Source organism: Methanocella paludicola SANAE (genome assembly GCF_000011005.1).
In the GTDB taxonomy this organism is placed as follows: Archaea; Halobacteriota; Methanocellia; order Methanocellales; family Methanocellaceae; genus Methanocella; species Methanocella paludicola.
Genome location: NC_013665.1, coordinates 1,980,424 through 2,003,843 on the forward strand (window position 1 = coordinate 1,980,424; position 23,420 = coordinate 2,003,843).

The 23,420-nt window shown below is 55.5% G+C and carries 23 protein-coding genes; 12 read left to right on the forward strand and 11 right to left on the reverse strand.

What is annotated here, in order from left to right:
• Position 1: 1 nt before the first annotated feature.
• Positions 2 to 796 (forward strand): universal stress protein, encoded by a 795-nt coding sequence (locus tag MCP_RS09965; RefSeq protein WP_012900716.1) that lies wholly within the window; start codon positions 2 to 4, stop codon positions 794 to 796.
• Between the two features lie 24 nt (positions 797 to 820).
• On the opposite strand, the gene MCP_RS09970 is transcribed toward MCP_RS09965, so the two are convergent.
• The gene (locus MCP_RS09970) at positions 821 to 1,585 is read right to left on the reverse strand and encodes an SIMPL domain-containing protein (RefSeq protein WP_012900717.1); all 765 of its coding nucleotides are present in this window, start codon (positions 1,583 to 1,585) and stop codon (positions 821 to 823) included.
• A gap of 787 nt (positions 1,586 to 2,372) precedes the next feature.
• Positions 2,373 to 2,723, reverse strand: coding sequence for a hypothetical protein (locus MCP_RS09975; protein ID WP_012900718.1), 351 nt, complete (start codon positions 2,721 to 2,723; stop codon positions 2,373 to 2,375).
• A gap of 98 nt (positions 2,724 to 2,821) precedes the next feature.
• Here MCP_RS09975 and MCP_RS09980 point away from each other — a divergent pair, with 98 nt between their 5' ends.
• The 3 genes from MCP_RS09980 (at position 2,822) to MCP_RS09990 (ending at position 5,092) form a co-directional block, all read left to right on the forward strand.
• Positions 2,822 to 3,124, forward strand: coding sequence for a hypothetical protein (locus MCP_RS09980; RefSeq protein ID WP_012900719.1), 303 nt, complete (start codon positions 2,822 to 2,824; stop codon positions 3,122 to 3,124).
• A gap of 99 nt (positions 3,125 to 3,223) precedes the next feature.
• Positions 3,224 to 3,577, forward strand: coding sequence for a hypothetical protein (locus MCP_RS09985; protein WP_012900720.1), 354 nt, complete (start codon positions 3,224 to 3,226; stop codon positions 3,575 to 3,577).
• 180 nt (positions 3,578 to 3,757) lie between these two features.
• On the forward strand, positions 3,758 to 5,092 hold the full coding sequence (locus tag MCP_RS09990; protein WP_012900721.1) for a TrpB-like pyridoxal phosphate-dependent enzyme: 1,335 nt from the start codon (positions 3,758 to 3,760) through the stop codon (positions 5,090 to 5,092).
• A 575-nt stretch (positions 5,093 to 5,667) separates the two neighbouring features.
• Here the strand turns inward: MCP_RS09990 and MCP_RS09995 are convergent.
• Positions 5,668 to 6,468 carry a hypothetical protein gene (locus MCP_RS09995; protein WP_128860193.1) on the reverse strand — a complete coding sequence of 267 codons (801 nt, stop codon included), beginning with the start codon at positions 6,466 to 6,468 and terminating at the stop codon, positions 5,668 to 5,670.
• Between the two features lie 92 nt (positions 6,469 to 6,560).
• Between MCP_RS09995 and MCP_RS10000 the strand changes: the two genes are divergently transcribed.
• Both MCP_RS10000 and MCP_RS10005 read left to right on the forward strand, forming a co-directional pair.
• Positions 6,561 to 7,724, forward strand: coding sequence for a sugar phosphate isomerase (locus tag MCP_RS10000; protein WP_012900723.1), 1,164 nt, complete (start codon positions 6,561 to 6,563; stop codon positions 7,722 to 7,724).
• 40 nt (positions 7,725 to 7,764) lie between these two features.
• On the forward strand, positions 7,765 to 8,052 hold the full coding sequence (locus MCP_RS10005) for a YkvA family protein (protein WP_012900724.1): 288 nt from the start codon (positions 7,765 to 7,767) through the stop codon (positions 8,050 to 8,052).
• Here the strand turns inward: MCP_RS10005 and MCP_RS15720 are convergent.
• The 3 genes from MCP_RS15720 to MCP_RS10015 are packed head-to-tail and all read right to left on the reverse strand — an operon-like array spanning position 8,044 to position 11,054.
• Positions 8,044 to 8,199 (reverse strand): hypothetical protein, encoded by a 156-nt coding sequence (locus MCP_RS15720; protein ID WP_158301482.1) that lies wholly within the window; start codon positions 8,197 to 8,199, stop codon positions 8,044 to 8,046. The two genes, MCP_RS10005 and MCP_RS15720, sit on opposite strands and share 9 nt — an antisense overlap.
• The gene (gene mgtA, locus MCP_RS10010; protein WP_012900725.1) at positions 8,196 to 10,739 is read right to left on the reverse strand and encodes a magnesium-translocating P-type ATPase; all 2,544 of its coding nucleotides are present in this window, start codon (positions 10,737 to 10,739) and stop codon (positions 8,196 to 8,198) included. The genes MCP_RS15720 and mgtA overlap by 4 nt, the downstream gene beginning before the upstream one ends.
• Before the next feature lie 51 nt (positions 10,740 to 10,790).
• Positions 10,791 to 11,054 (reverse strand): YhbY family RNA-binding protein, encoded by a 264-nt coding sequence (locus MCP_RS10015; protein WP_012900726.1) that lies wholly within the window; start codon positions 11,052 to 11,054, stop codon positions 10,791 to 10,793.
• Positions 11,055 to 11,164: 110 nt separating this feature from the next.
• On the opposite strand from MCP_RS10015, the gene MCP_RS10020 reads away from it, so the two are divergent.
• The 4 genes from MCP_RS10020 (at position 11,165) to MCP_RS10035 (ending at position 14,295) form a co-directional block, all read left to right on the forward strand.
• The gene (locus tag MCP_RS10020) at positions 11,165 to 12,004 is read left to right on the forward strand and encodes a CBS pair associated ParBc domain-containing protein (RefSeq protein WP_012900727.1); all 840 of its coding nucleotides are present in this window, start codon (positions 11,165 to 11,167) and stop codon (positions 12,002 to 12,004) included.
• Positions 12,005 to 12,006: 2 nt separating this feature from the next.
• On the forward strand, positions 12,007 to 12,291 hold the full coding sequence (gene hisE / locus MCP_RS10025) for a phosphoribosyl-ATP diphosphatase (protein ID WP_012900728.1): 285 nt from the start codon (positions 12,007 to 12,009) through the stop codon (positions 12,289 to 12,291).
• Positions 12,292 to 13,014: 723 nt separating this feature from the next.
• The gene (locus MCP_RS10030; protein WP_012900729.1) at positions 13,015 to 13,491 is read left to right on the forward strand and encodes a hypothetical protein; all 477 of its coding nucleotides are present in this window, start codon (positions 13,015 to 13,017) and stop codon (positions 13,489 to 13,491) included.
• Between the two features lie 39 nt (positions 13,492 to 13,530).
• Positions 13,531 to 14,295: a winged helix-turn-helix transcriptional regulator gene (locus MCP_RS10035; protein ID WP_158301483.1), complete on the forward strand. Its 765-nt coding sequence runs from the start codon at positions 13,531 to 13,533 to the stop codon at positions 14,293 to 14,295.
• A gap of 1 nt (position 14,296) precedes the next feature.
• Here the strand turns inward: MCP_RS10035 and MCP_RS10040 are convergent, their stop codons facing one another.
• Positions 14,297 to 15,661, reverse strand: coding sequence for an MBL fold metallo-hydrolase (locus MCP_RS10040; RefSeq protein WP_012900731.1), 1,365 nt, complete (start codon positions 15,659 to 15,661; stop codon positions 14,297 to 14,299).
• 304 nt (positions 15,662 to 15,965) lie between these two features.
• Here MCP_RS10040 and MCP_RS10045 point away from each other — a divergent pair, with 304 nt between their 5' ends.
• Positions 15,966 to 16,790 (forward strand): 2-amino-3,7-dideoxy-D-threo-hept-6-ulosonate synthase, encoded by an 825-nt coding sequence (locus tag MCP_RS10045; protein ID WP_012900732.1) that lies wholly within the window; start codon positions 15,966 to 15,968, stop codon positions 16,788 to 16,790.
• 1 nt (position 16,791) lies between these two features.
• On the opposite strand, the gene MCP_RS10050 is transcribed toward MCP_RS10045, so the two are convergent.
• Entirely contained in the window at positions 16,792 to 18,090 is a 1,299-nt protein-coding gene (locus MCP_RS10050; protein ID WP_012900733.1) for an arylsulfatase, read from the reverse strand.
• A gap of 83 nt (positions 18,091 to 18,173) precedes the next feature.
• Here MCP_RS10050 and MCP_RS10055 point away from each other — a divergent pair, with 83 nt between their 5' ends.
• Positions 18,174 to 19,532: a glycerate kinase type-2 family protein gene (locus tag MCP_RS10055; protein ID WP_012900734.1), complete on the forward strand. Its 1,359-nt coding sequence runs from the start codon at positions 18,174 to 18,176 to the stop codon at positions 19,530 to 19,532.
• Here the strand turns inward: MCP_RS10055 and MCP_RS10060 are convergent.
• From MCP_RS10060 to MCP_RS10070, 3 genes are read right to left on the reverse strand one after another with little or no spacing between them, the layout of a single operon-like run.
• A complete protein-coding gene (locus MCP_RS10060; RefSeq protein ID WP_012900735.1) occupies positions 19,520 to 21,880 on the reverse strand; it encodes an FAD-dependent oxidoreductase in 2,361 nt (786 codons plus the stop codon). The two genes, MCP_RS10055 and MCP_RS10060, sit on opposite strands and share 13 nt — an antisense overlap.
• Complete coding sequence (locus MCP_RS10065; protein WP_012900736.1) at positions 21,877 to 22,779, reverse strand: CoB--CoM heterodisulfide reductase iron-sulfur subunit B family protein; 903 nt, start codon at positions 22,777 to 22,779, stop codon at positions 21,877 to 21,879. The genes MCP_RS10060 and MCP_RS10065 overlap by 4 nt, the downstream gene beginning before the upstream one ends.
• Positions 22,772 to 23,338, reverse strand: coding sequence for a 4Fe-4S dicluster domain-containing protein (locus MCP_RS10070; protein WP_012900737.1), 567 nt, complete (start codon positions 23,336 to 23,338; stop codon positions 22,772 to 22,774). The genes MCP_RS10065 and MCP_RS10070 overlap by 8 nt, the downstream gene beginning before the upstream one ends.
• Positions 23,339 to 23,420: the final 82 nt, after the last annotated feature.

A 23,420-nucleotide genomic window follows, 5' to 3' on the forward strand; every position in this document is an offset into this window, starting at 1 on the left:
CATGTACGACAGGATCCTGATACCCGTCGGGAGCAAGACCGACATGAGGCTTGTCATGAGCCTGGCCGAAGACTTCCTGGATCCCGGCGGCGATATCACCATTCTGTACGTGATACCGTCGGAGAAGCTGCCCGTCACGGCTGTCGAATGGCGAAAAGCGATGAGGGTGATATCCGAGGCGCAGTCCATCTCGATCCGTAAAAAGATCGAGGTCAACTACAAAATGAAGAATAACCGGTCCGTCGCCCAGGGTATCCTCAAAGAGGCCGCGTCGACGGACTATGACCTTCTTTTTATGGCGAACCCGAGGACGGCGAGTCGAGGGATCCTCTTCGGCCGTAAGGTCGACGAGATCGTCCGGAACACGACCGTCGAAACGGCCATCCTGACCTACACCGAGGGGCAGCCCGTATCGTGTAAGAAAATATTGATCCCGACATCGGGCTACAGACATGCTCTCCGCGCGGCACGGATCGCCGAAGCGCTGGCGAAAGAGCACGGAAGCGAGATCACCGTGATGTACGTCGGCGGCAGGAAGGACGACGCCGATGCGGTCATCCAGCCCCTCATATCGGACCTGGAAGCGAACGGTGTCAAAGGCAAGCCCTTATTTAAAAGCGGCCCCATCGCACAGACGATACTGGACGAAGCCCGGCATGGATACGACCTGATGATGATCGGCGCCACGGAACGGCCTGCCTACCAGGAGTTCCTGCTCGGTAGCACCGCCGACCGCCTTGTCCACGATGCGCCCTGTGCCGTGCTCATGGTCAAGACGGTAGAAAAAACGTACTAAAAAAATAAGATCGCCGGTTTGCGACTACACGAACGTGTACACCATCGAGACGGTGGCCTGGACCTTCTGCTCGCCCGGCGAGACCGGCGTCGTAGGTACAGCCGACTTCGCCTCGGCGGCGCCCGCGAAGTCCATGTAGTAAGGCTGCGGGTAGTACGTGCCCGACTCCGATACCGACTTCAGCGTCAGCGAGCCCGTGCCCGCGGCATCGGCGATGGTCCTCGCCTTTTTTGCGCCTTCGCTTACGGCCTTTATCAGCGCTTCATTGTAGACCTCCGAGGACTTCTCGTCCGAAAGCTCGAAGGAAACACCGTTAACCTTATTAGCGCCAGCGTTCGTGGCGGCGTCAATGACGTTGCCCACTCTGGACAGATCCCGGACCGTTACGGTCACCGTATTCGATGCACGATAGCCCACGATCTTAGGCTTTTCCGTGGAACCCTGAGGCTGCGAATAGTAATTGTACACCGGCTCGAGCGTGATCCTGCCGGTCCTGATGTCCTTTTCGGGAATGCCCGCCCTCTTGATGGCGCTCACCACAGCGTCCATAAGCTGAGCGTTCTTCTGCATGGCGTCGCTGGACGTATCTGCCTCAGTAACGACGCCCGTGCTGAACTTCGCGATGTCCGGGACGGCATAGACCGACCCTGTGCCGGTCACCGTGACCGTGCGTTCCTTGCTGGCCGCGAGAGGAGAATCATCGGCGGATGCGCTGCCCATGATGGTAAGAACGATCGCCAGGGCCGTGATCGCCCCCAGGCCGAATAGTAACCCTTTTTTATATCCCATAAAACCGATCACCTGCTATAATCAATGGGTGGTATATATTTAAGATTTATTTAAGCTACGAATAGAATCGTAGCTATTTTAGCTTATTTTTAAAAAATAAGCCTAATTATGGCTTATTTCACTAAGGTCACAGGAGCCGGCGCAGTATCGTTCCGGTAATTATTACCTGAAAAAGGCCTTATTTAGTAAGTAAAAGGACAGAAAGCTTTAACTATCCGCCCGTAAATATATTTATTGCAGGCGTTTAACAAATAATCGCCTATTAATGTCATTAATCCAATCCCAATGGCTGTGTCAAAGAAGGGGCGGGCTTTATGCCTGCCCCGCCATGGCCACCATTTATAATAAACCCTTTGTACATTGTTTTATTAATGTAAAGAGACTTGTCCTTGTACTTATTTCGGATAATAATCCGCTTGCCTGTCGCTTTTAAGGCACTGAGTGTACAGAGGCACTATTCTCACCACAATGGCACGGAGCGCACTGAGTTTCACAAAGACCTTTTTAAATGTGAGTCACAAAGGCCACAGAGCAGGCTTTTTGGGTTAAAAGGCACAAAGGATACAATGACACAATGGCAAAAAGTGAGTTGTTCATTTCATTGTGCCATTGTATCCTTTGTGCCCTATCGTTAATGAACCGGGCTTTGTGACCTCTGTCCCTCACATTATAAAAAAACTTTGTGAGCCTTCGTGAACTCCGTGCCATTGTGGTGAGAATAGTGCCTCTGTACGCTTAGTGACTTAAAAAATTAGGCTTGGAAATATAGGATAAAGTATCTAAAAGGTTATTCGGGCGGCTTCCAGTAACCAGGAGCTTTATCGGTGAATATGCTATCAAGCCCGCCTGAGGGACGGCGTATCTTCTTTAAGTCCAGAACCCGGCTTTCGGGGCTGAAGAAGATGATCCCTCCGTCACTTGTCTTAATGATATCGACCACATAGAAAAGAAGGTCGAGGTCGATAGCGTTCTCTTTAAATTTTAGAGCGAATCGAGGGATACACTGCTCCACACCCTCATTCACAAGATTATCGACGAACTCATCTTTAGTGCCGGGGTACAGGAACAGGTTAACGCCCGAGGACTCGACGATATAGGGCTCCAGCAGAGTTACGACTGCACGGTAAGGAGATTCCATAATAGGTAATCGACGAGAGGCATAATAAAGCCATCCATCCGAGGAAAGCATTATAAAAGGCTAAGCCAATATTATCGTATTGTAAGGAGAAAAGCTGTATGAAAGCCTTATTCACCATCAAGCCGAAGGACCGCAACGACCTTTCGGGGACGATGGAATTTGAAAAGCACGTATACGATATAAAGAAAATAATGATGGATTCACTTGGAAAGAGCTGCTATGACCTGGAGACGAGTTTCGACCAGTCGTCCGTTCTCTACCCGAAGCGTTTCATGTTCGACTATGAGTCCGAGACCGGCGCATGCCACGGGCCTAAAGACGTCATCGACGCCTTCTTCGAGGCCATCGACAGGACGGGCATTTGCCTCTCGAAATATGACCTCCACGTTACGGTGGTATGACAAAAAAGTCTACAATATATAATTTTTTGTCGTGAAAAGTATAAATTTTATAACCAATATCAAAATATATTTATACTTATACCTTGCCACCTATTATCAATGAAGATATTCGATAGTACGACCAGGACATACATGCTGGACGGGAATACCGTCTCAGAGGAATCGCTCGAAATTGTCCTGAACGCCGCTTACGCAATGCTCGCGAAGAACGATGAGCTGGCCCCGCCCTTCGAGGAGTGGGACCTGGAGGAGTCCGCCGAGGACGGCCACCAGGTGGTCAGCTACATTGCGGCTACGGACACAGGTAACGAGATCCGTGTGTCATTCCACTTCAGGGACATGACCGTGTCGATCCAGCTTAGCTCTCCCGAGGACGAGTGCTACATCGGCGACGACCTGTTATGTACTATCTCCAGCCCTAAAATGGCTTACACGCTAGAAGAGTGGCTGTAGCCACGTTCTTATGAGTGGCGTAGCCACTTTTTATTATTCTTTTTCGTAATTTTGGTTATGTACTATATCGAGCGAAAGCTTTTTATCTTGCTCAGTAATGTACACTATTATACAACATAGCAATCAGTTGTACTTAATGATTAATAGGTATACAATTCATTGATATTCAATGGTGAGCACATGGTCGGAAAAGTCATTACGAAGTCAAAGGACATTACGAGGGTAACGCTGGACGTCGAAGAGATCCCCAAAAAATGGTATAACATCGCGGCCGACCTGCCCGGCGGGCTGCCGCCCGCCCTGAACCCGGGCACGAAAGAGCCGCTGAAGCCCGAGGAGTGGGAGGCCATATTCCCGAAGGGCCTGATCAAGCAGGAGCTTTCTACTGACCGTTTTATTAAGATCCCCGACGAGGTCCGCACGGCGCTCGCCCAGTTCGGCAGGCCGTCGCCCCTGTACAGGGCCCGGCGGCTGGAGAAGGCCCTGAGGACTCCGGCGCGCATTTATTACAAGCGGGAAGACCTGTCGCCCGTGGGCTCCCATAAGCCGAATACCGCCATCGCCCAGGCATACTATAATTTCGCCGAGGGGATCGAACATCTGACCACCGAGACCGGCGCGGGCCAGTGGGGCTCGGCACTGAGCATGGCAACGGCCTATTTCGGAATGAAATGCACCGTGTTCATGGTGCGCTCTTCCTATGACCAGAAGCCTTACCGTAAGTACGTCATGAAGCTCTATGGCGCGAACGTGTACCCTTCACCCAGCGATAAGACCGCGTTCGGCCGAAAAACGCAGGCCGAGGACCCGGATTGCCCGGGCAGCCTGGGTATCGCCATCAGCGAGGCCATCGAGACCGCCGTTGGTACCCCGAACTCTAAATACTCGCTGGGCAGCGTCCTGAATCATGTAATGCTCCACCAGACCGTCATCGGCCAGGAGGTCAGGGCGCAGCTCGCGAAGATCGACGAGAGGCCCGACCGGATGATCGCCTGCGTGGGCGGCGGTAGTAACTTCGCCGGCTTCACGTTCCCCTTCATCTACGATAAGCTGAAGGGCAAGAACGACGCCCGCTTCATCGCCGTGGAGCCGGAGAGCGTTCCTTCGCTTACCGGCTGCTCGAGCGGCGAGTCCCGGTATGATTACGACTTCGGCGATACCGCCGGCATGACCCCTCTCTTGAAGATGCATACCCTGGGCCATGATTTCATGCCAGACCCCATTCACGCCGGTGGCTTGCGGTATCATGGAATGGCGCCGACCGTGTCCGCCCTGTATGATAAGGGCATGATCGAGGCCGAGGCGCTGCCCCAGGATGAGACCTTCGCTGCGGGGATGTTGTTTACCCGGACAGAGGGCCTTATCGCCGCCCCCGAGTCGTGCCATGCCATCGCTTCCGCCATTCGGCACGCGCAGGAGTGTAAGCGCGAGAATAAGGAGGAGGTTATCGTCTTTAACCTGAGCGGGCACGGGCTGCTTGACCTGCAGAACTATGCCACTATGCTGGGCATGTAATCGCATTTACTCCCTTTTCTCACTTTTTTTATTTACCATTAGGAGTTGATTTGTTTGGTCGGTAACACGAACATCTCCAAAGGAATTAAACCACAAATTTTTTTTAGATTTTTCTCACTAAATCCCTGAGCCTCTAAAACACCGTCAACGCCCGAACTCCCTAATACTCTGGGCATTGCACGAATTCTCGAAGCCTCAAACCCGAAAAGAAAGCTCTAAGGCTCTAAATCACGTTTGAAACGCTAAACGACATAGCACTAACACTCTAAGGCTCGGCTAAAACGCCAACGACCCTAAACACTCTAAATGCGGGGGAACGACCGGGCTCTTAGAGTGTTCGTGCTCCACCGTTTAGCGTTTCAAACGTGATTTAGAGCCTTAGAGCATTATTTTCGGGTTAGCGCGTTAGAGGCTTAGAGCACTGCCCTGTGTATTAGAGAGCTCGGGCATTGACGGTGAGCTAGAGCATTCGAGGTTTAGTGAGTAAAATCTTAAAAGAAAATTCGTGTTTTAATACCTTTGGAGAGGTTCGTGATACCGACCGAACTGATCTGCGCGACGAGTATTTACTAGCTTCATGCAGCGAGCAAAGCCACAATACGGAAAGGCTCCACATATTTCACGCGCAGAGCGATCATCTCCATGCTCCTTGGAAGCGTCTGGGCCACCTGCAGGAACGTCCGCCGGGCGTCGATATTATCCGTATCCTCGGGCATGAACAGGATGACCGAGCGCACCCGGGGCCGATCTATCTTGCTCATTGTCATGTTAAACAGCGTATCGGGCTGCGACACGGACGTGGCTGCAAAGCCCGAAACCTTACCGAAAGTAGACTTATACAAAGCGTCCCGGCTCAGCTTCCCTTCCCGGATTGCCTCCGACATGAACGTGAGCGCGTGTGCGATAAAGTTAAAGACGATGCGCATGGCGAACTCGGGGTCCTTGCCCTTCCGGGCCTGGAGCACCCAGCCCTCGTCGATCAACACAGAACCATCAAAGGAGCCGAAAACGTCCTTATCCTCTTCGGGCCAGCCGCCGGAGGGCTTGATCACGAAGCCAATGGTATAAGTTTTTTTCTCCGAAGCGGCCGAGGACAGCACCTGCGCCCAGGTAAGCGCTGAGGTCTCCGAAGGCTCAAGAACGAAAAACACCGCCTCATACTGGCCAAAGTCGACGCCGGCGCCCGAATTCTCGCCGGGCTTCACGGTGACCTTCTGATCAGCAGCAGCGGCCTCCAGCACTTCGGCCTTATCATCGACCGCGATAAGAAAAGCAGGAGCAGAGGGCAAAGCGGAAAAAGATTCCTTGAGTATGGTGACGACTCCGCAGCCGGCGAGGCCGCAGCCGATAACAGCAACATTCACAGAGGTAGACATCTCGATCACTCATTACCTATGACAACAATACATTTTATACTTTTAAGCCATACATTAAACCTTTTTATAGAAAAACAGCAGAATAGCTTACGATGTCCTCGACTGATTTATTCTATGATTCTGTAAAGATACAGCAGCAATTCATCGGACAGCTTGAAGAAGTGAAAAAGGGAAAGATCCTCGAGTTCATCAATCTTCTGGCCGGCTTTATTCTGGATGATACGAAGCACACGAAGGTCATTTACGGCATCGCAGAGGGCCGGAGCGCCCTGGCGCTGTATGACTTCCTGCAGCAATCCTCAATGTATGAGAACATTTATCCCGTCACTCTGGATGACCCGATCCGGAGGTACATCGACCCGGGCAAGGAGAACCTCGTCATCGCGGCCACGGGCTCCGGCGAGACCAAGGGCGTCCTGCGCTATCTTGAGGATGCCTTTACGCAGAAAGTGCCCGTAGTCCTCATAACGGCGAACGTGAACTCCCGGGCCTACAATATGGTCTCGAGCTACGAGAACGGCTATATCTTCGATATCGAGCCCCTCAAGGGCATCAGCAACAAGAACCTGGCCGCCCTGGGCTCCGAGTTCGAGCTAAAGCTCAGCGTGCTCCTGAACGCGGTCATACCCGAACTCTACCACCACGACCCTGGCAAGGATGCGGACAAATATTACCTGACGCTCGAGCATGTCATGAAGAACGCCGGGCTCCTCCTGAACATCGACTCCGCCCACCTCGACGAGTGGTCGGATAAGGTGCTTAACCGCCGCGGCAACTACGTCGTGGACGGCGTGAGCCGCTCGGGCTTCGTCGCCAACGCGTTCGGCATGCGGCTGACTCACCTGGGCCGTAATGTGTTCATGCGGGACGGCCCGACGACACCCGCATTCCTCAGGGGCGACGCATACCTGCCTATCACCGGAAGCGGCAACACCCGCGAAATAATCGAGGGCGCCATCAAGGCCAAGCTCCATGGCGCCGACGTGTTCCCGATCACCGTGAACTACAACTCGAAGCTGACCAGCCTGATGGAGTCCTGGGGCTACTCGAAGAACATCATGTTCGTTCCCGTCGAGCAGACGGATATTAACATGTACCGGGAGAAGGAGGCCAGCAAGATCGTCGCCACGAAGTCGGTCCAGACAAGGCCTTCGATCTCCGAGCTGAACTCGTACATATTCACCAACGCGTTCATCGCCCTGGGCATCGATATGCTGGGCGTGAGCGAGAAGTACCTGGCGCAGAAGCACGTTTAATCCCTTTTTTATTTATCCTTGGCCGGTGGATGGTGCAGGAATGGAAGAGCATCGACTGAATAGAGCGATGGCAGGGATCAAGAAAGAGTATGAAGTATTAAAGTATGTGGCCGGGCATCCCCGGCTGCCGTTGCGGTGTAAATTACTGGCCGGGTTCCTTCTGGCTTATGCCCTGTCGCCCATTGACCTTATACCTGACTTCATTCCCGTGCTGGGGCAGCTCGATGACCTGGTCGTGATACCGGCCGGTCTGTGGATTTTGTATAAGATGGTCCCGCCTGAGATCATGGATGAGGCTCGTTCTGGGGTGGCGAAGCCGTCAAGCTGACGGGCCTGCCGTACTCCTTCCAGCCCAGCCCAGGCCGGCTGCTACGACCGCAAGCACAGGGAACCCGAGCGCCGCCAAAGCATACCATTTCCAGTGGAGCCGCCACCTGCCGATCTGCCCCCGGAGCGTATTTTGGTTTTTCTTCAAAATTTTACAGTCCGGTAAAACATCCGCTTTACAATTTCCGCCATGGCCACGTACAGCCCCACGATAATAGCCAGCGTCAGGATAAAAACGGGCGGCAAGGGCTCGAACTTGAAAATGGGGGCTATTGGCGTATATGGCAGGGCTATGACCGCGCCGACCACGAGCAAAGTTGCCAGGACCAGCAGCTTCCCGGGCCTGCTCTTAAAGAACGGCTTCCTCGTACGTATCACCAGCACGATCATCGTGGCGGATACCACTGACTCCATGAACCACCCGGTCTGGAACTGCCTCTCCGAGGCATGCAATAAAAACAACAGGACTCCGAAGGTCATGAAGTCGAAGATCGAGCTCACCAGGCCGAAGGTGAGCATGAATTTTTTTATGAAGTCGATGTTCCAGCGCCGCGGTCGGTCGACAAGCTCTACATCAACCGTATCTGTGGCGATGGTCATCTCGGGGAAGTCGGTCATCAGGTTCGTCAGCAGGATCTGGGTAGGCAATAGGGGCAGGAACGATAACAGCAGCGATGCTCCGGCCATGCTGAACATGTTGCCGAAGTTGGCGCTCGTCGCCATGAAGACGTACTTCAGCGTGTTCGCGAACGTCTTCCGGCCCTCTTCAACGCCTTTGGCCAGCACTCCAAGTTCTTTTTCCATGAGCACGATCTGGGCGGCCTCCTTCGCAACGTCCACTGCGCTATCGACGGAGATGCCGACGTCGGCAGCATGAAGCGCCGGGCCGTCGTTGATGCCGTCGCCCATATAGCCGACTACGTTGCCGGACCTCTTGAGGGCCATGATGATGCGCTCCTTCTGGTTGGGCTCGACCTCGGCGAACACGTTGACCTCGTTCACCGCCCTCATCAGCGCATCATCGCTCATGTGGTTCAGCCCGGAGCCGGTGATGACACGGGTATTGCATATGCTGCCCGCCATGCCATCGGCCTCGCATATCTGCCTGTTAATATAGGAGGCTACCAGCGCGTTATCGCCGGTAATGACTTTGAGTGTGATGCCCATCTTGCGCAGGTCTTTGATCGCATCAAGGATCCCCGGCTTGGGCGGGTCGTACAACACGACGATGCCCAGGAAGGTCATGTCCCGCTCGTCGTCCTTCGTGATGCGGGCTTGCTGCCCGATGTCCTTGTATGCGACGCCCAGCGTCCGGAAGCCTCTGGCGCTCAGCTCGTCGTACTGCTTCATGATGAGGCCCCGGGCCTCGTCCACGCCGACGATCTTACCGTTGATCTCAGCCTTGGAGCAGATGTCCATGGTATTCTGCAGGGCGCCCTTTGTCATGATGATGTTCGCTCCATCTTTTGTTGCCAGGATGCTCAGGCGCTTCCGGATAAAGTCATAGGGCACCTCGTCGACCTTTTTGTACCCCTTCAGGTCGAGCTTGCAGTAGCGCCGGATTGCGTCGTCGATGGGGCTGGCGAATCCCGACTCCATGCAGGCGTTCAGGCCCGCGTAGAGGAGGACTTTGTCGCTCTTCTGGCCGTCGATAGCGATGGCGGAGTACACTTCGACCTTTCCCTCGGTGATCGTGCCAGTCTTATCGCAGCAGAGGACATTCATGCTGCCGAAGTTCTCGATGGAGGAGAGCTGCTTGACGATGACCTTTTCCTTCGCCATTCGCCGGGCACCGGTGGCCAGGTTGATGCTGATGATGGCCGGCAGGAGCTGCGGGGTCAGCCCGACGGCGAGCGCCAGCGCGAACAGGAACGAGTCGAGTACAGGCCTATGAAAATATACGTTGATGGCGAAGATCGCGATGATCATTATAGTGGTGATCTCGAGCAACAGGTACCCGAAATGCTTGACGCCCCGCTCGAACTCGGGCGTCGGAGGCTTGAAGCGCAGCTCCTCCGAGATGTGGCCGAACTCGGTGGCAAGGCCGGTCCTGATGACGATGGCCTTCGCCGTCCCGCTGACCACGTGCGTTCCCATAAAGAGCGAGTTCACCCGCTTGCTGAGCGGCGTCTCCGGCGGAAGTACTTTTACGACCTTCTCGACAGGATATGTCTCTCCGGTCAGCGCCGCCTCGTCCACGAACAGGTCACGGGACTCCAGGATCAGGCAGTCACCGGGTATGCCGTCGCCTGCGTTCAGAACGAGGACGTCGCCGGGCACAATTACCTCGAACGGCACGTCCGCTTCCCGCCCGTCCCGCAGCACCTGTGCCTTGACCTGGACCATCTCGAGGAGCTTTTCGACGGCGTTCGTGGCCGAGTACTCCTGCCAGAAGCCGAGCGCGCCGCTCAGGAAAACGATCACGAGTATAATGGACGATTCGGCCTTATCCCCAAGGTAAAAAGAGAGAAAAGCAGCGAACAACAATAGAAGAATGATGGGGCTTTTGAACTGGCCGAGGAGGAGCGTCAGCGGATCAGAGCGCTTTTTAGGCCGCAGCCGGTTCAGCCCGTATTTTTTGAGACGGCGCTCTGCCTCTTCGCTGCTCAGGCCCTGCTGGGTAGTCCCCAGAGCTTCTAAAGCCTGGCCTGAAGTTTCGCTCCAGAACGCTTTCTGAATCGTGTACACAATACTCCAGATAAAGAGTATCGCTGGAGGGTATTTAACAATAGCCTTTATTTATCGCTTAAAAAGGACTACAGTGTTGCCTTTCACTTCAATGAGCTCGGACCGTGTCTTCTCCGCCAGCTCCTTAGCCAGCTCTTCACGGGGCATCGCCTCGACGGCGCTCTTCAGCAATTTGACCTTGATGAGCTTATTATCCTTTAGCTGGCGCTTGAGCTCATCGATAAGGGATGGCGTGACGCCGTTCTTGCCTACGTGGGTCGAGGCCTCGATCTTCGCGGCCTGGCCCCTCAACTCTAATATCCTCTTCGTTTCCATTCAATGGAATATTGCCCGGCGCTGCTCATATTAGTTCCGGTGAGAAGCACGACGCCGGCGCCAAAAAGTGAATAAGATTATCTGCCAGAACGTGCATATGGTTGTACATCATGACAGACAAACTCAGGGTCGGCGATTACATGACCGGCAAGGTCATCACGGTATCGCCGGACGACACGGTGATGGATGTCATCAAGCTCACTCGTGAGACCGGCCACGACGGCTTTCCCGTAACAAAAGAGAAAAAGGTCGAAGGGTACATCTCCTCCCTCGACATGCTCCTGTGCGAGTCTGATGAGCTGGTCAAGAACGTGATGAGCAAGAACCTCATCGTGGCCCACCCCAACATGGAGATCAACGAGGTGGCCCGCGTGATATTTCGCCTCGGCGTAAGCAAGCTGCCCGTCGTCGACGATAAGGGCAACCTCGTGGGCATCATCACTAACTCGGACGTCATACGCTCCCAGATCGAGCGGGCCGACCCACAGAAGGTGTGGAAACTCAAGAAGACCCTGGAGACGCTCCACAACGTCAGCATCACCGTGGCCCGCGGCGAAGTCGACATCGACGATCTCGTGCCCACCCAGGGCAAGGTGTTTGCCGATGAGCTGGAAGGCCGCATCTACGAATTAAAGAAAGGGCTCGCCGAGCCTCTTATAGTCATCCACAAGCCCGGCCGCTGGCTGCTGGCCGACGGCCACCACCGTGTCGTGGCCGCCAAGCGCCTGGGCATGCAAAAGGTCGACGCCTATATCCTCGAGATCCCCAAGGACATTCCCCTGGGAATGGAAAAATCATCCCGGGATGCCGGGCTAAAGACCCTGGACGACATCCAGGTGCTGGACTACGCCAAGCACCCGCTCATCGAAATAACGGAAAGGCTTTTGATGAAGGACCGCAAGGGTACTTCGCCCGAAGAGCTGGAGAGGCGGGGCATGGAGAGTGACTGAGCATGGACGTCCTGGATGAAGTATACTCCGTTATAGAGGACCGCAAGGAGAACCCGAAAGAGGGCTCCTACGTGACCTCTTTGTACCGGGACCCGAAGGGCCTGGACAAGGTGCTGGAGAAGATCGGCGAAGAGTCCACCGAGGTCATCATCGCCGCGAAGAACGGCGGGGAAAAGGAAATTATCTACGAGAGCGCGGACCTGATATTCCATCTGATGATTATGCTGGCGGCGAAGGGCATTCCCCTGGATAAGGTCAGGGAAGAATTCGTACGGCGCCGCAAATGAGCTTTTTTTAAAATTTATGGTTCTTGTGCGTTTTTGGGATGATATATCGTTTTGGCTGATGCCTTCGCTCGTTTTTATGTTATGCCGTCGTTGAGTGGCCCAACCACAGGGGCACGGAGAGCGCTGAGTTTCACGGAGTTTTCTTATAAATGGAGGATCGGAGGGCACAGGGGACGGGTTTATAACATTCCCGGGGCACGGAGTTGAAAGAGGCACTGCCGAGGATAAACCGCATTATTGTTTATTGGTCAACCGAGCCTCAATAAACTCTGTGCCCCAGGCAAACTAATAAACCGGCCTCTGAGCTCTCTGAGTCTCAAATTATTAAAAAATAACTCTGTGAAACTCCCGTGCGCTCCGTGCCCCTGTGGTTGGACCACTCAACGACGGCATAACTAGAAAAGAATAAAAAAACATTCATCCCAAAACCGCGGAAGAGTCAAATTTATTTCTAAAAAGACACCCTTGGAGAAAGAACAGGGATTATAAGGGGGCAGAATACCCCATCCTTTCTCCGGGATCTAAATGTCGCCTCTATACACCCCAACCAGGCGTTAGCCCGGCTGTTGCAAACGATACTTGGGCATCAGCTTATAAAAGATTTCTGTCCATATGACCCAACTGAACGACCTGGCAAAACGAGAACATGACCAATTTTCAGTTGGGTCATATGGACAGAAAATATAAGCCTTGCTCACCTGACGCTTCTTTTAGGTGATCTAAATGTTGTTGAAAAGAAGCACGATTTTAATCGTCTTACTAGTGTTGCTGGTGGGCCTAACCGCCACATCGGCGAGCGCCGCTAACGCGAACGCCAATAAGAAGGTTTCGGCGGACCTGGTCTTTACTCCGGTCGAAACCCCGCAGTTCAGCGCCGCTTCATCGCAGGTATATGCCACGGCCTATTCCGTCTATACGATCAAGTTCTTACAGACGAACTGGCATGGCAAGTACATACCCTCGGGCTGCCCTGGATACTACCTTGACCTGAACTGGGGAAACTCGGCAAATTCTCTTAGACTCAGGGTCTATGGTGCGGATGGCCGTGCATGGGGACCATTCTATGACAACTCTGACGGCAGGTCCGACGGCAGGATACTGTTCTGGGTATCTTCACCATCGGGAACGCTGGCGCCCGGAACTTATTACCATGAAGTATTCGGCTATTGCGTAAGCGGAACAGAGGACTATACAATATAGGCAAAACAAATATAACATACGATGACGAAGATAGGCAATATGCGCTTACGATATAAACAGTATATTTTTATAATTCTCGTAAGCCTTATTGCCCTTTCTTTCGGGGCTGTTCCTTCATATGCTGCCGATGGTGCCATCGATTATGATGTTACCTTTACGGCGGTCGACCCGAACAGCATAGCGCCGGTCGATGATCATCCGGAGTCCACGTCCAGGTCGGACATCTTAGCAGCTTTCTGGGAATTACCCTTACACGTCCAGCTATCGTACCTGGTTATCACCGCGGTCGCCATCCTGGGCCTTTTTAAGCTATTAACGTTCGTCTCCGGGCGCCTCAAGCACGCGCTCGAGAACCCGAAGACCAAGGAAATATTCTTCCACATCCAGAACAACCCCGGCCTCACGATCCAGCAGCTCTCGGACGAGCAGAACATCAACCGGGGCACCCTCAAGTACCACCTGAGCCAGCTATTCACGAACAATAAGATAATGCTCGTGCGCAGGGGCAAGGTCTCCCAGCTCTACTACAACAAGCTCTCGCCCATGGATAAGGAGAGCATCATCGCCTCGTACATGAGAAGGAACGATAAAAGCAGGCCGATACTCTTCTCGATCATGGATAACCCGGGCATGACGAATAAGGACCTGTCGGAGAAGTTCGGGCTGGACAAGAGCACTATCACCGACTATATGAAAAAGTTCATGGACGACGATATCGTCGAGTTCCGCCAGGACGGCAAGTTCAAGCGGTGCTACGTGAAGCAGGATGCCCGCATGATCCTGTTGCGGCTGAAGCCCAATTAGCTTATTTTTCCAGCATCTTTTCGTATAGCAGCGGGTAGTCTTTAGCCTTCCATGCCGTTATGCCCCCAAGCACATTGTATACCTCTTTTATACCCGCCTTTTTGAGTATGCTGGAGGCCAGGCTGGCCCTGAGTCCTGTAGAGCATATGCATGCGACGGGCTTTCCTTTAGGGACCTCAGCAATGCGCTTTTCCAGTTCCCCGACATAGATGTGCGTCGCCTCCTTGATGCGGCCGTTTCTCCATTCGGCGTCGCTCCGGACATCGAGAACCGTTACTTTGCCCTCCGCAAGCATGCCGGCCAGCGCGTCGGGCACGAGCAGCCCCAGGAATTCCGTGTCCTGCCCCGCATTAAGCCATCGCTGGAAGCCGCCGCAGAGATAGCCTTTTACATTATCGAAGCCCAGCCTGTACAGGTATCGCGTTGCAGCGGCCGCGTCCTCTTCATTTTCTAAAAGCAGGTATATGGGGCTTTGATAGTTGACGACCCACCCGGGCCAGGTAGCCATGCCGTCCAGCCAGATGCTGTATGCGCCCGGCATATGGGCGGAAAAAGCAGGGGGCATGCGGGCATCGATCAATGTGCCGTTGCTAATGGCTTCCCTGAATTGGGGGACGTTCATGGGACGGCAGGGGTGAGGCCCGCCAGTCACTGGAAGGCCATTCAGGTTGAACGATTCCATCTGCTTGAAGTAAGGGGGTCGCTCGAGCGGCTCGGCCTTCTTCTTAGCGATGAACTTCTCTTTATCGAGCCGCAAGTCCGGGTTCGTGAGCCTCTCGCCGCCTATTGTCCCATCGTCGCGGTCGCTGAACCCGGTGCCGCAGACCGAGCCGGCGCCGTGGGCGGGGCAGAGTATCGTCTGGTCGCCCAGCGGGACTATCTTTTTATGTATGCTATCGTAAAGCAGGCCCGCCGCCTCTTCCGGCGTGCCCCATAGGTCCGTGCGGCCGGTCGTCCCGAAGAAGAGCGCGTCCCCTGTAAAAGCCATCAGCGGCACGTCGCCAGTATCATAAAGAACATAAGTAAGGCTTTCCGGCGTATGGCCCGGCGTCTCCAGTGCCCGGATGCGCAGATCGCCAACCCTTATCCTGTCGCCATCGCCGATGCCCTCGCCGAACTTGAAGGGAAGGCGCCTGCCATGGAGTATCCGGCAGTTGGTGCGAGCCTCCAGCTCACGGGAGCCGATCACGTAGTCTTCGTTACGGTGCGTCTCGAGAACGTACTTGATATCCATACAGCTCTGGCGGGCCATATCCAGGTAAGCGTCCACGTCCCTTCGGGGGTCAATAACTGCGGCCTCGCCTCCCGAGCCGATAAAATAGGAGAGATGGGCCAGGCCTTCTGACTTGATGCGCCGGAATATCATGAATACCAGATTAATATTTAACGGGACGGATATTTAAATCGAGCACATTGCGCTTCAGGTACTTCGAGGTCCGGACAAACCCGTAACAACCTATATATTTGGCCGATACGATACAGTAGAAACAGACATGAGCCAATCAGCCCTGAATATAGCTGCACTATCGTTTGGTTTTAACGGCAGCTACGGCTTTTGGCGGTTTAACTAAGGACAACGCGGCCGGCGCTTGATTTTTTCGAACCCCTGCGGCTTTGTCCCTGCATTTTTCGAAGATCATCAGCGTCGGCCCCGAAAGGAAGGACCGAACATGGATGGTAAGACTATTCGCATGAGCCGGATCCTGGAATCCGGAAGGGCTGTCATCGTGCCTATGGACCACGGTGTCAGCGAGGGGCCTATCGAGGGCTTGACCGATATGGGCCGTATGGTATCGTTAGTGGAAAAAGGCGGCGCCAGCGCCGTGTTGCTGCATAAGGGCGTCGTGAAGTCGCTGAGTACGGCGCCGAAGTGCGGCATTATCGTACACATGTCCGCCGGCACGAAACTCGGCATGGATAAGAACCGTAAAGTGATCGTATCTTCAGTGGAGCAGGCCGTCAGGCTGGGCGCGGATGCGATCTCAGTACACGTGAATATCGGGGGATGCGACACGGAGCCCGACATGCTCTGCGACCTTGGGGAGATAGCGGACGAGTGCGATGCAACGGGCATGCCGCTGCTGGCGATGACCTATGCCAGGGGCAAAAACGCCGCCGGGACGCCCGAAGAGATTGCCCACGTGGCCAGGGTCGGTGGGGAGCTCGGCGCCGACATCGTGAAGTGCCCGTACACAGGAGACATCAGGTCAATGCGCCTGGTAACGGACGGATGCCCTGCTCCCGTAGTGATCGCCGGCGGGCCCAAATGCGAGAACGACTACGAGGTGCTTAAGATGGTAGAGGACGCCATGGCCGCGGGCGCGATCGGCATCTCGCTGGGCAGGAACATATTCCAGCACGCCCGGCCCGACCTGATGACCGCGGCGCTCAGGGCCGTCATCATCGACGGCATATCGGCGAAGCAGGCATCTTCGATTCTCAGGGGCTATGTGAAGGAATCAGCGGTCGGGCATCTTACGGTGGCTATGCATTAGGCTATCTTCTTGCCCATACGAGCTTTAGGGAGATGGCGATGCCGACAACGGAAATAACAGTAACCGGGCCGTAAGCCATCCATGGCGGCAGGGCCTGCGTGTCCTGCCCGTCCTTCCTCAGTTCTACAGTCATGTCGTGATCCAAGTGTACATTCTCTTGTTTTCTATCGTACTGTATAAGGTAATCGCCTTTTTCAAGATCTGATGCCCGGTAGGTCCCATTGACCTCCGCGTTAATGCTCAGGTCGTTCCCGGTAATGCTTACATTCATCGGCCATTCCGACATCAGGAACAGGGTCGGCTTTTCTTTTACCGGTATGGGCGTCCCGTCGCTCATGCTCAGCGTATTCGGCTCGTCGAGGAGAGAAAGAAGCGTGGGCGCCAGGCATTCCTGGCCGTACGTTCCGCCGCCGTTCGTTGTGATGTTCGAGTAGAAGAACAGCGGCGCCAGCAGGCTCTCGTTCCGGGACGCCGCCATCGTATTAGCATGCGAGCCCCTGCTGGTGGAGTCAGGGAAGCTCATGCCATGGTCAGCCGTGATGAGCAATATGGTCCCGGATCGCCTGCACGTTTCGATGAGCGCCATAAGGTCCTGGTCCATACCCTCCAGTACGGCACTGTACCCATCATATCCCAGGTTTTGGCCAGCGCTGTCGAGCCCTCCGGCGTTCACGATAAGGACGTAATCTGCCCCCTGCTCGCTCTCATACATATAATCGACCGTGTCCCGGGCAAATCCGAGAGCCCACGAGTTATATCGAATGTATGGCTCATATGGGTCTTTACCGGCCTTTATCTTTGATAGCCCGGGATAGCCCTGCATCATCCTGCCGATATTTGACGACACGCCATGGCCATTCTTGATGAACTGGAAGTCAGGGCTATAAATGGAATGGTTCTTTTCCCGAACGGCAATATCCAGCTCGCCCAGCATCTCCCTGCTATCCCCGTTCTCCAGGATGCCCAGCGCGAGATATCCATCGTCATGGAGCGCATCGAATATGGTGGCGTGGTAGTAGGTGATCTCCTCGGGGGATATGTTGGAGTATCCCGTGACAATGACGGCATGGCCGTATTCGGTGGCGGGCACGGGCACTTTTAGCTGATAATATGCGTCCGCAGCATCGAACGATCGCATATCGATGGCGTCGATGGGCATGCCGCTGGCATATGTGGCCGGCTGGCCCTGAAGATATGAGGAGCCAAGGCCGTCGATGATGACGATGACGGTGCCCTGTGCGCAGGCCGATGGCGATAAGAATATGAAAGCGGCAAGCAGGAGCATGAGCAGGTAGCGCATATAACTTATTTTCAATATTTTGATATTTAGTCTTTACCATAGAACGGCGAGAAAGTATTATGGCCCGTCGTATAAATCTCCTGATGATGAAGATAAAGAACGCCGAAGGCGTTATCCGGGGCGACAGGCGGAGGGCCGACGCCCTTGACATCCTGAAGGCGGGCATCGAGGCGGTGATGCCCGAAAACGTCATCCGTAACTCCGTTCGCCTCGAACGTAATGTGCTCGATGTCGGGGGCCGGCGATATGACATTTCCGGGTACAGGAATATTTACGTGGCAGGCGGCGGCAAAGCATCGGGCACCATGGCCGTGGCGCTTGAAAAGATACTGGACGGGCGCATCACAGCGGGCATAGTGAACGACCGCTATGGCGTCGAAGTAAAAACCCGCACTATAAAGGTCAACCACGCCGGCCACCCGCTGCCGACAGAGGACGGCGTGCGCGGCGTGAAAGAAATGCTGGACATGCTGGCCCGTGGCGGCCCCGGCGACCTGGTGGTTTTTTTCATTTCGGGCGGTGGCTCGGCGCTATTGCCTTTTCCGGCTGAGGGCATCAGCCTGGAGGACTGTATCGGGCTTACGGACCTGCTATTGAAGAGCGGTGCCCGCATTGCCGAGATGAACGCCGTCCGGAAGCACGTATCGGCGATAAAGGGCGGCCGGTTCCTGAAGTATACGGGCGGGGCCGCGGTCATCAGCCTCATCGTGTCCGACGTCGTGGGCGACGACATCAGCTTTATCTCTTCGGGCCCCACCGCGCCGGACGCAACTACGTATGCCGAGGCCCTGGCGGTCCTCGAGAAATACGACATCTATGATAATACGCCGGCAAGCATCAAAGTCCGCCTGGAGAATGGCGTAAGGGGCGAGATACCAGAAACGCCAAAGCCAGGGGACCCGATCTTCGAGCGGGTCAACAACGTGGTCGTGGCCGGCAACATCATCGCGCTGGAGGCGGCGGCAAAAAAGGCATTCGAGCTCCATTACCGGCCGCTCATCCTGGGCTCGTGCATCATCGGCGAAAGCCGGGAGGTCGGATTGGTATTGTCGGGCATAGCGAAGGAGTGCCTGAAGTCCGGAAATCCTGTGGAGCCTCCGGCCGCCATCATTTCGGGCGGGGAGACCACGGTGACTATCCGGGGCAGCGGCAAGGGGGGCCGTAACCAGGAGCTGGTGCTGGGATTTTTACAGAACTATACGCCCGGGGCCACGATCGTTTCTGCCGATACCGATGGCATCGATGGGGTAACAGATGCATGCGGGGCCATAGCCGACGGTACAACGCTGGAAAGGGCGAAGAAAGGGGGGCTTTTTATAGCCGATGCATTAAAAGAAAATTCCTCGTATGATTTTTTTAGATCTCTCGGAGATCTTATCTTCACAGGGCCTACCGGCACGAACGTGAGCGACCTGAGGCTTATTCTCGTTTACAGGGATTGAGCTTCGTGCATCTCATCCAGGCATCCTTCGGCCTGCCCGGGCATGATGATATCTTTATTATTTAATGCGGCCTCGAACCGCTCCATCCTGGCCGCCAGCCCGCGGTAATGGGGCAGGTACGCCTCATAGTAGAAGACCCGGCCGGGGTCGATGCCCCCCTCGGCGAGCGCCTTTTTAAGCTCCTCGACACGCTTTGCGACATTCGCTTTAACTGCCCCCTCCGGGGAGTTCGTCGTGCCGTCGGCCAGGAATACGCCGGAGGCGCCGTTATTTAGCGCATATATGAGGTGTTTTGGCTCGAGGCGCATGATAGAGGGCAAACGAATAATGCGGACCGATGAGGGGCAGGCGACTCGGTTAACGCCGGCATTGTCAGCCGCCACGTAAGCGATGTTCTCGTCCAGGAACGCGATCATCCTGGGACCGGAGGCGAGCATGCCGTCGATGCGGGCGTAAAGCGCTTCGTCGCTGCACGAGGGAAGCGATATGGCGTGTTCCGGGCAGCGCAATATGCAGCCGCCCAGGCCGATACAGGATAAGGGGTCGATCGTTATCCGGCCGTTCGTGTAGGCGGCCCCGTAGGGGCAGAGTTTAACGCAGGCGCCACATGAGGTACACTTCTCGTGATCGATGACCGCGTACTTTGGCTCGATATCGATCGGGGCGTTGACCAGCTCGGCGGCCTTCGAGGCGGCCGCACGGGCCTGCAGGATGGAGTCGGTGATGTCCTTTGCGCCCGCCGCCGTGCCGCAGACGAAGATCCCCCTCGAAGTCGTGGAGGAGGGGTCGAGCTTGGGGTGCTTTTCCTTAACGAACAGTTCGGGCGTCAGGCCGATGCCCAGGGCCTTCGCCGTTTGCATCGTGCCCGATGAGGGCTCGAGGGCACAGGAGAGAACGACCATGTCCGTCTCCAGCTCCATGGGTCCGCCGCCCAGCGTATCCTCGACTTTGACGACAAGCGGGCCTTCGCGCTGCACCTCGGCCACACGGCCGCGTATGAACTTAACGCCTTTCTTCTGTACCTCCCGGTAATAATTCTCATAAGAGCCTGGCGCCCGAATATCGGTATAGCAGATGTATACCTCGGTGCCGGGGAAGTGGTCGCGGATGTAGCTGGCGTGCTTGAGCGCGACCATGCAGCATATCTTCGAGCAATAAGGAATAGAGCCGGGCTTTTCGTCCCGGGAGCCCACGCACTGCACCATGACAATGCGCCTCGGGGCCATACCCGTGGCAGGGTCTTCCAGCCTGCCCGATGTCGGGCCGTTGACGGCCAGCAGCCGTGCCAGCTCCGTCTGCGTGTAGACGCCTTCGTATTTGCCGTAGCCGAACTCGTACTTCGCCGTGGGGTCCATCTCCCTATGTCCCGTGGCCACGATGACCGCGCCGGCGTGGAGCGTCTCGACCGTGCCTTCGGCACTCAGGTCGATGGCCCCGGCGCCGCATGCCTTCACGCAGCTCCCGCATTTCTTGCAAGCCTTATCGTCAATGGTATAAGAGGAGGGGACCGCCTGGGGGAAGGGCCTGTACGCGGCCTTCCGTTTCGACAGCATGGCGTTCCATTCATCTTTGACTGTAACGGGGCATGCCTGTGCGCACTTGCCGCAGGACATGCACTTCTTAGGATCGATGTGCCGGGGCTCCGACGCTAAGGTGACCGTAAGGTCGCCCGCGTGCCCTTTGATGCTGGCGATCCTCGAAAGCGTTCTAATATGAATGCGCTTGTTCCTCGCGACTTCGCTCATGATGGGGGCAAGCGAGCACATGGCGCACTCTTCGGTGAGCCGGTCGGGGGAGAAGACCTTGCCTATCTTGACCATGTTCCCCCCGATGGTCGGGCTGGCCTCGATGAGATGTACTTCGATGCCCTGTTTTGCCAGTGCCAGCGCGGAGGTCATGCCGGCGATGCCCCCTCCTACGACGATGACGCTCTTCTCAGAGGTGATCGTGATGTTATCAAGCGGCCGGGCCTCGCGTATTCCATATATCGAAGAGCGTACCTGGTCGATGGCCCGTGCCGTCGGGTCTTCCGATGGCACCCAGGCGCACTGCTCCCGGATGTTGGCGATATCGAGTAAATACGGGCTCAGCCCCGCGTCCTTCACGCAGTCCCGGAACGTGCGCTCGTGCACGATGGGGGAGCAGGAGGCGATAACGACGCGCTCAAGGCCCATCTCACGGATACGGCCTTTGATGAGCGCCTGGCCTTCGGCCGAGCAAAGGTAAGGGTAGTCTTCCACGCATTCGGCGCCTTCGGCGCGGGCGGCCCTTTTCAGGCGCCCGATATCGACGGCGCCGGCGATGTTATCGCCGCAATGGCAGATGAAGACGCCCGTTGCCGGCCTCATTGCCTGCCTCCCCCAATGCCGAGCTTTTCGAGCAGCGGCTCAACCGGCACGGCGTGCATGTCCAGGCCGATGTCATACGGGTCGGCGCCAAGGGCAAGTGCGACAAGCTCCGAGAAGTACAGGACGGGTATGTCCAGCGGGCTGACGGTTTCCTGGTAGTAGTCCAGATTAAAAGTACAGCCGGGGCACTGGGTGATGATGACGTCCGGGGAGGCTTCCTGTATGGAGGCGAACTTGCGCTTCAGTATTGACCTGGGATACTCCCGGTCGAGCATGGTATAGTGGAATCCCATGCCGCAGCAGAGCGAGCGTTCGCCATAGTCGGCCACGCTGCACCCGAGCGCCTTCGCGATATCGTCGAGCACTTCGGGCTTTTCGTGGGTCCCAGAGGCCACGTCCCGGTAGAATATTTTTGAGTAATGGCAGCCGTGGTGGGTGACGGCACTGATGCCGTCGAAGCGGTAAAGTGCCTTTGCGGTAATGTCGTCCAGCTTCGCCAGGAAGACGTCGGATATGTGGTGGATACTGGGGCTGAGGTCCATCTTCCTGCCGATCTTTTCCATGGCCCCGGCCACGTATTCCGCCTGGTCGCTGTCCTTCGATAATATCTCCTTGCATTCTTTCAGGTTACCGTAAGACGTGGGGCACGTGCAGACGATGCTCCGGCCTGAAGCCAGGGAAAAGTTGCGGGCGTTCAGGGCCAGGTTGGCCCGCAGGGGCACGACGCCCGCGTGGTACCCGAACCCGGTACACGAGGAGTGTTCCGGGTCGTCGGTATAGCCGGCGCCGATGCGGTCGAGCACGAAGCGGATGGACTTTTCTATGCCCGGGTACATCGAGCACATGATACAGCTCTTGAAGAGGTAATATTGATCCTGTGGTATGGCTGCGCTAATCATGGCGCTTGCCTCCCGGCCAGGTCATGTCAAGGAGCGCCCGGATCTCGCCCATCGCATGTTCCGGGATGGGTCGGGCCCGTGCATCGTCCCGGTCAAAGCCGAGCCGTTCTCGCTTATCCGGATTGTCCTTACAGCGGCTTACTGTACGAGGGCCGAACTCGCCAAGGAACGTAAGATCTTTGGGCAGGAAAGTCTCGCCTCGATCATAGAGGTTTTTCCGGATGACTGCGGCCATGTTCTTAACAGATGCGGGGGCCTTGCCCGATGCAAGGGCCGCCTCCCGGAGCGCCAGTATCCCGGCGCCGACGCTGTTATTACGAGGGCAGCGGGCGGCGCAGGAATAGCACTGGCCGCATCGCCATAAAATACTTGTTAAAGAGTCACGGTTCCCTAACTGCAGGTCCCGCATGATATCGCGGGGACGATAATCGTCATACGTGAAGGCGGCGGGGCAGCTTGCCGTGCAGCGGCCGCACTGCATGCATTTCTCATAGCCGCTAGTGCTGTCGAGCCTTACATCCTTTATTGCCTGTCGAGGTTCTTTTAATGTGATCCTCATATTGCCCGGGCCCCTCCTAATTCAATATTATAGACTCGCCCTTTATTATCTTTTCCTTAAAGGATATAATTGTTTCCTCATT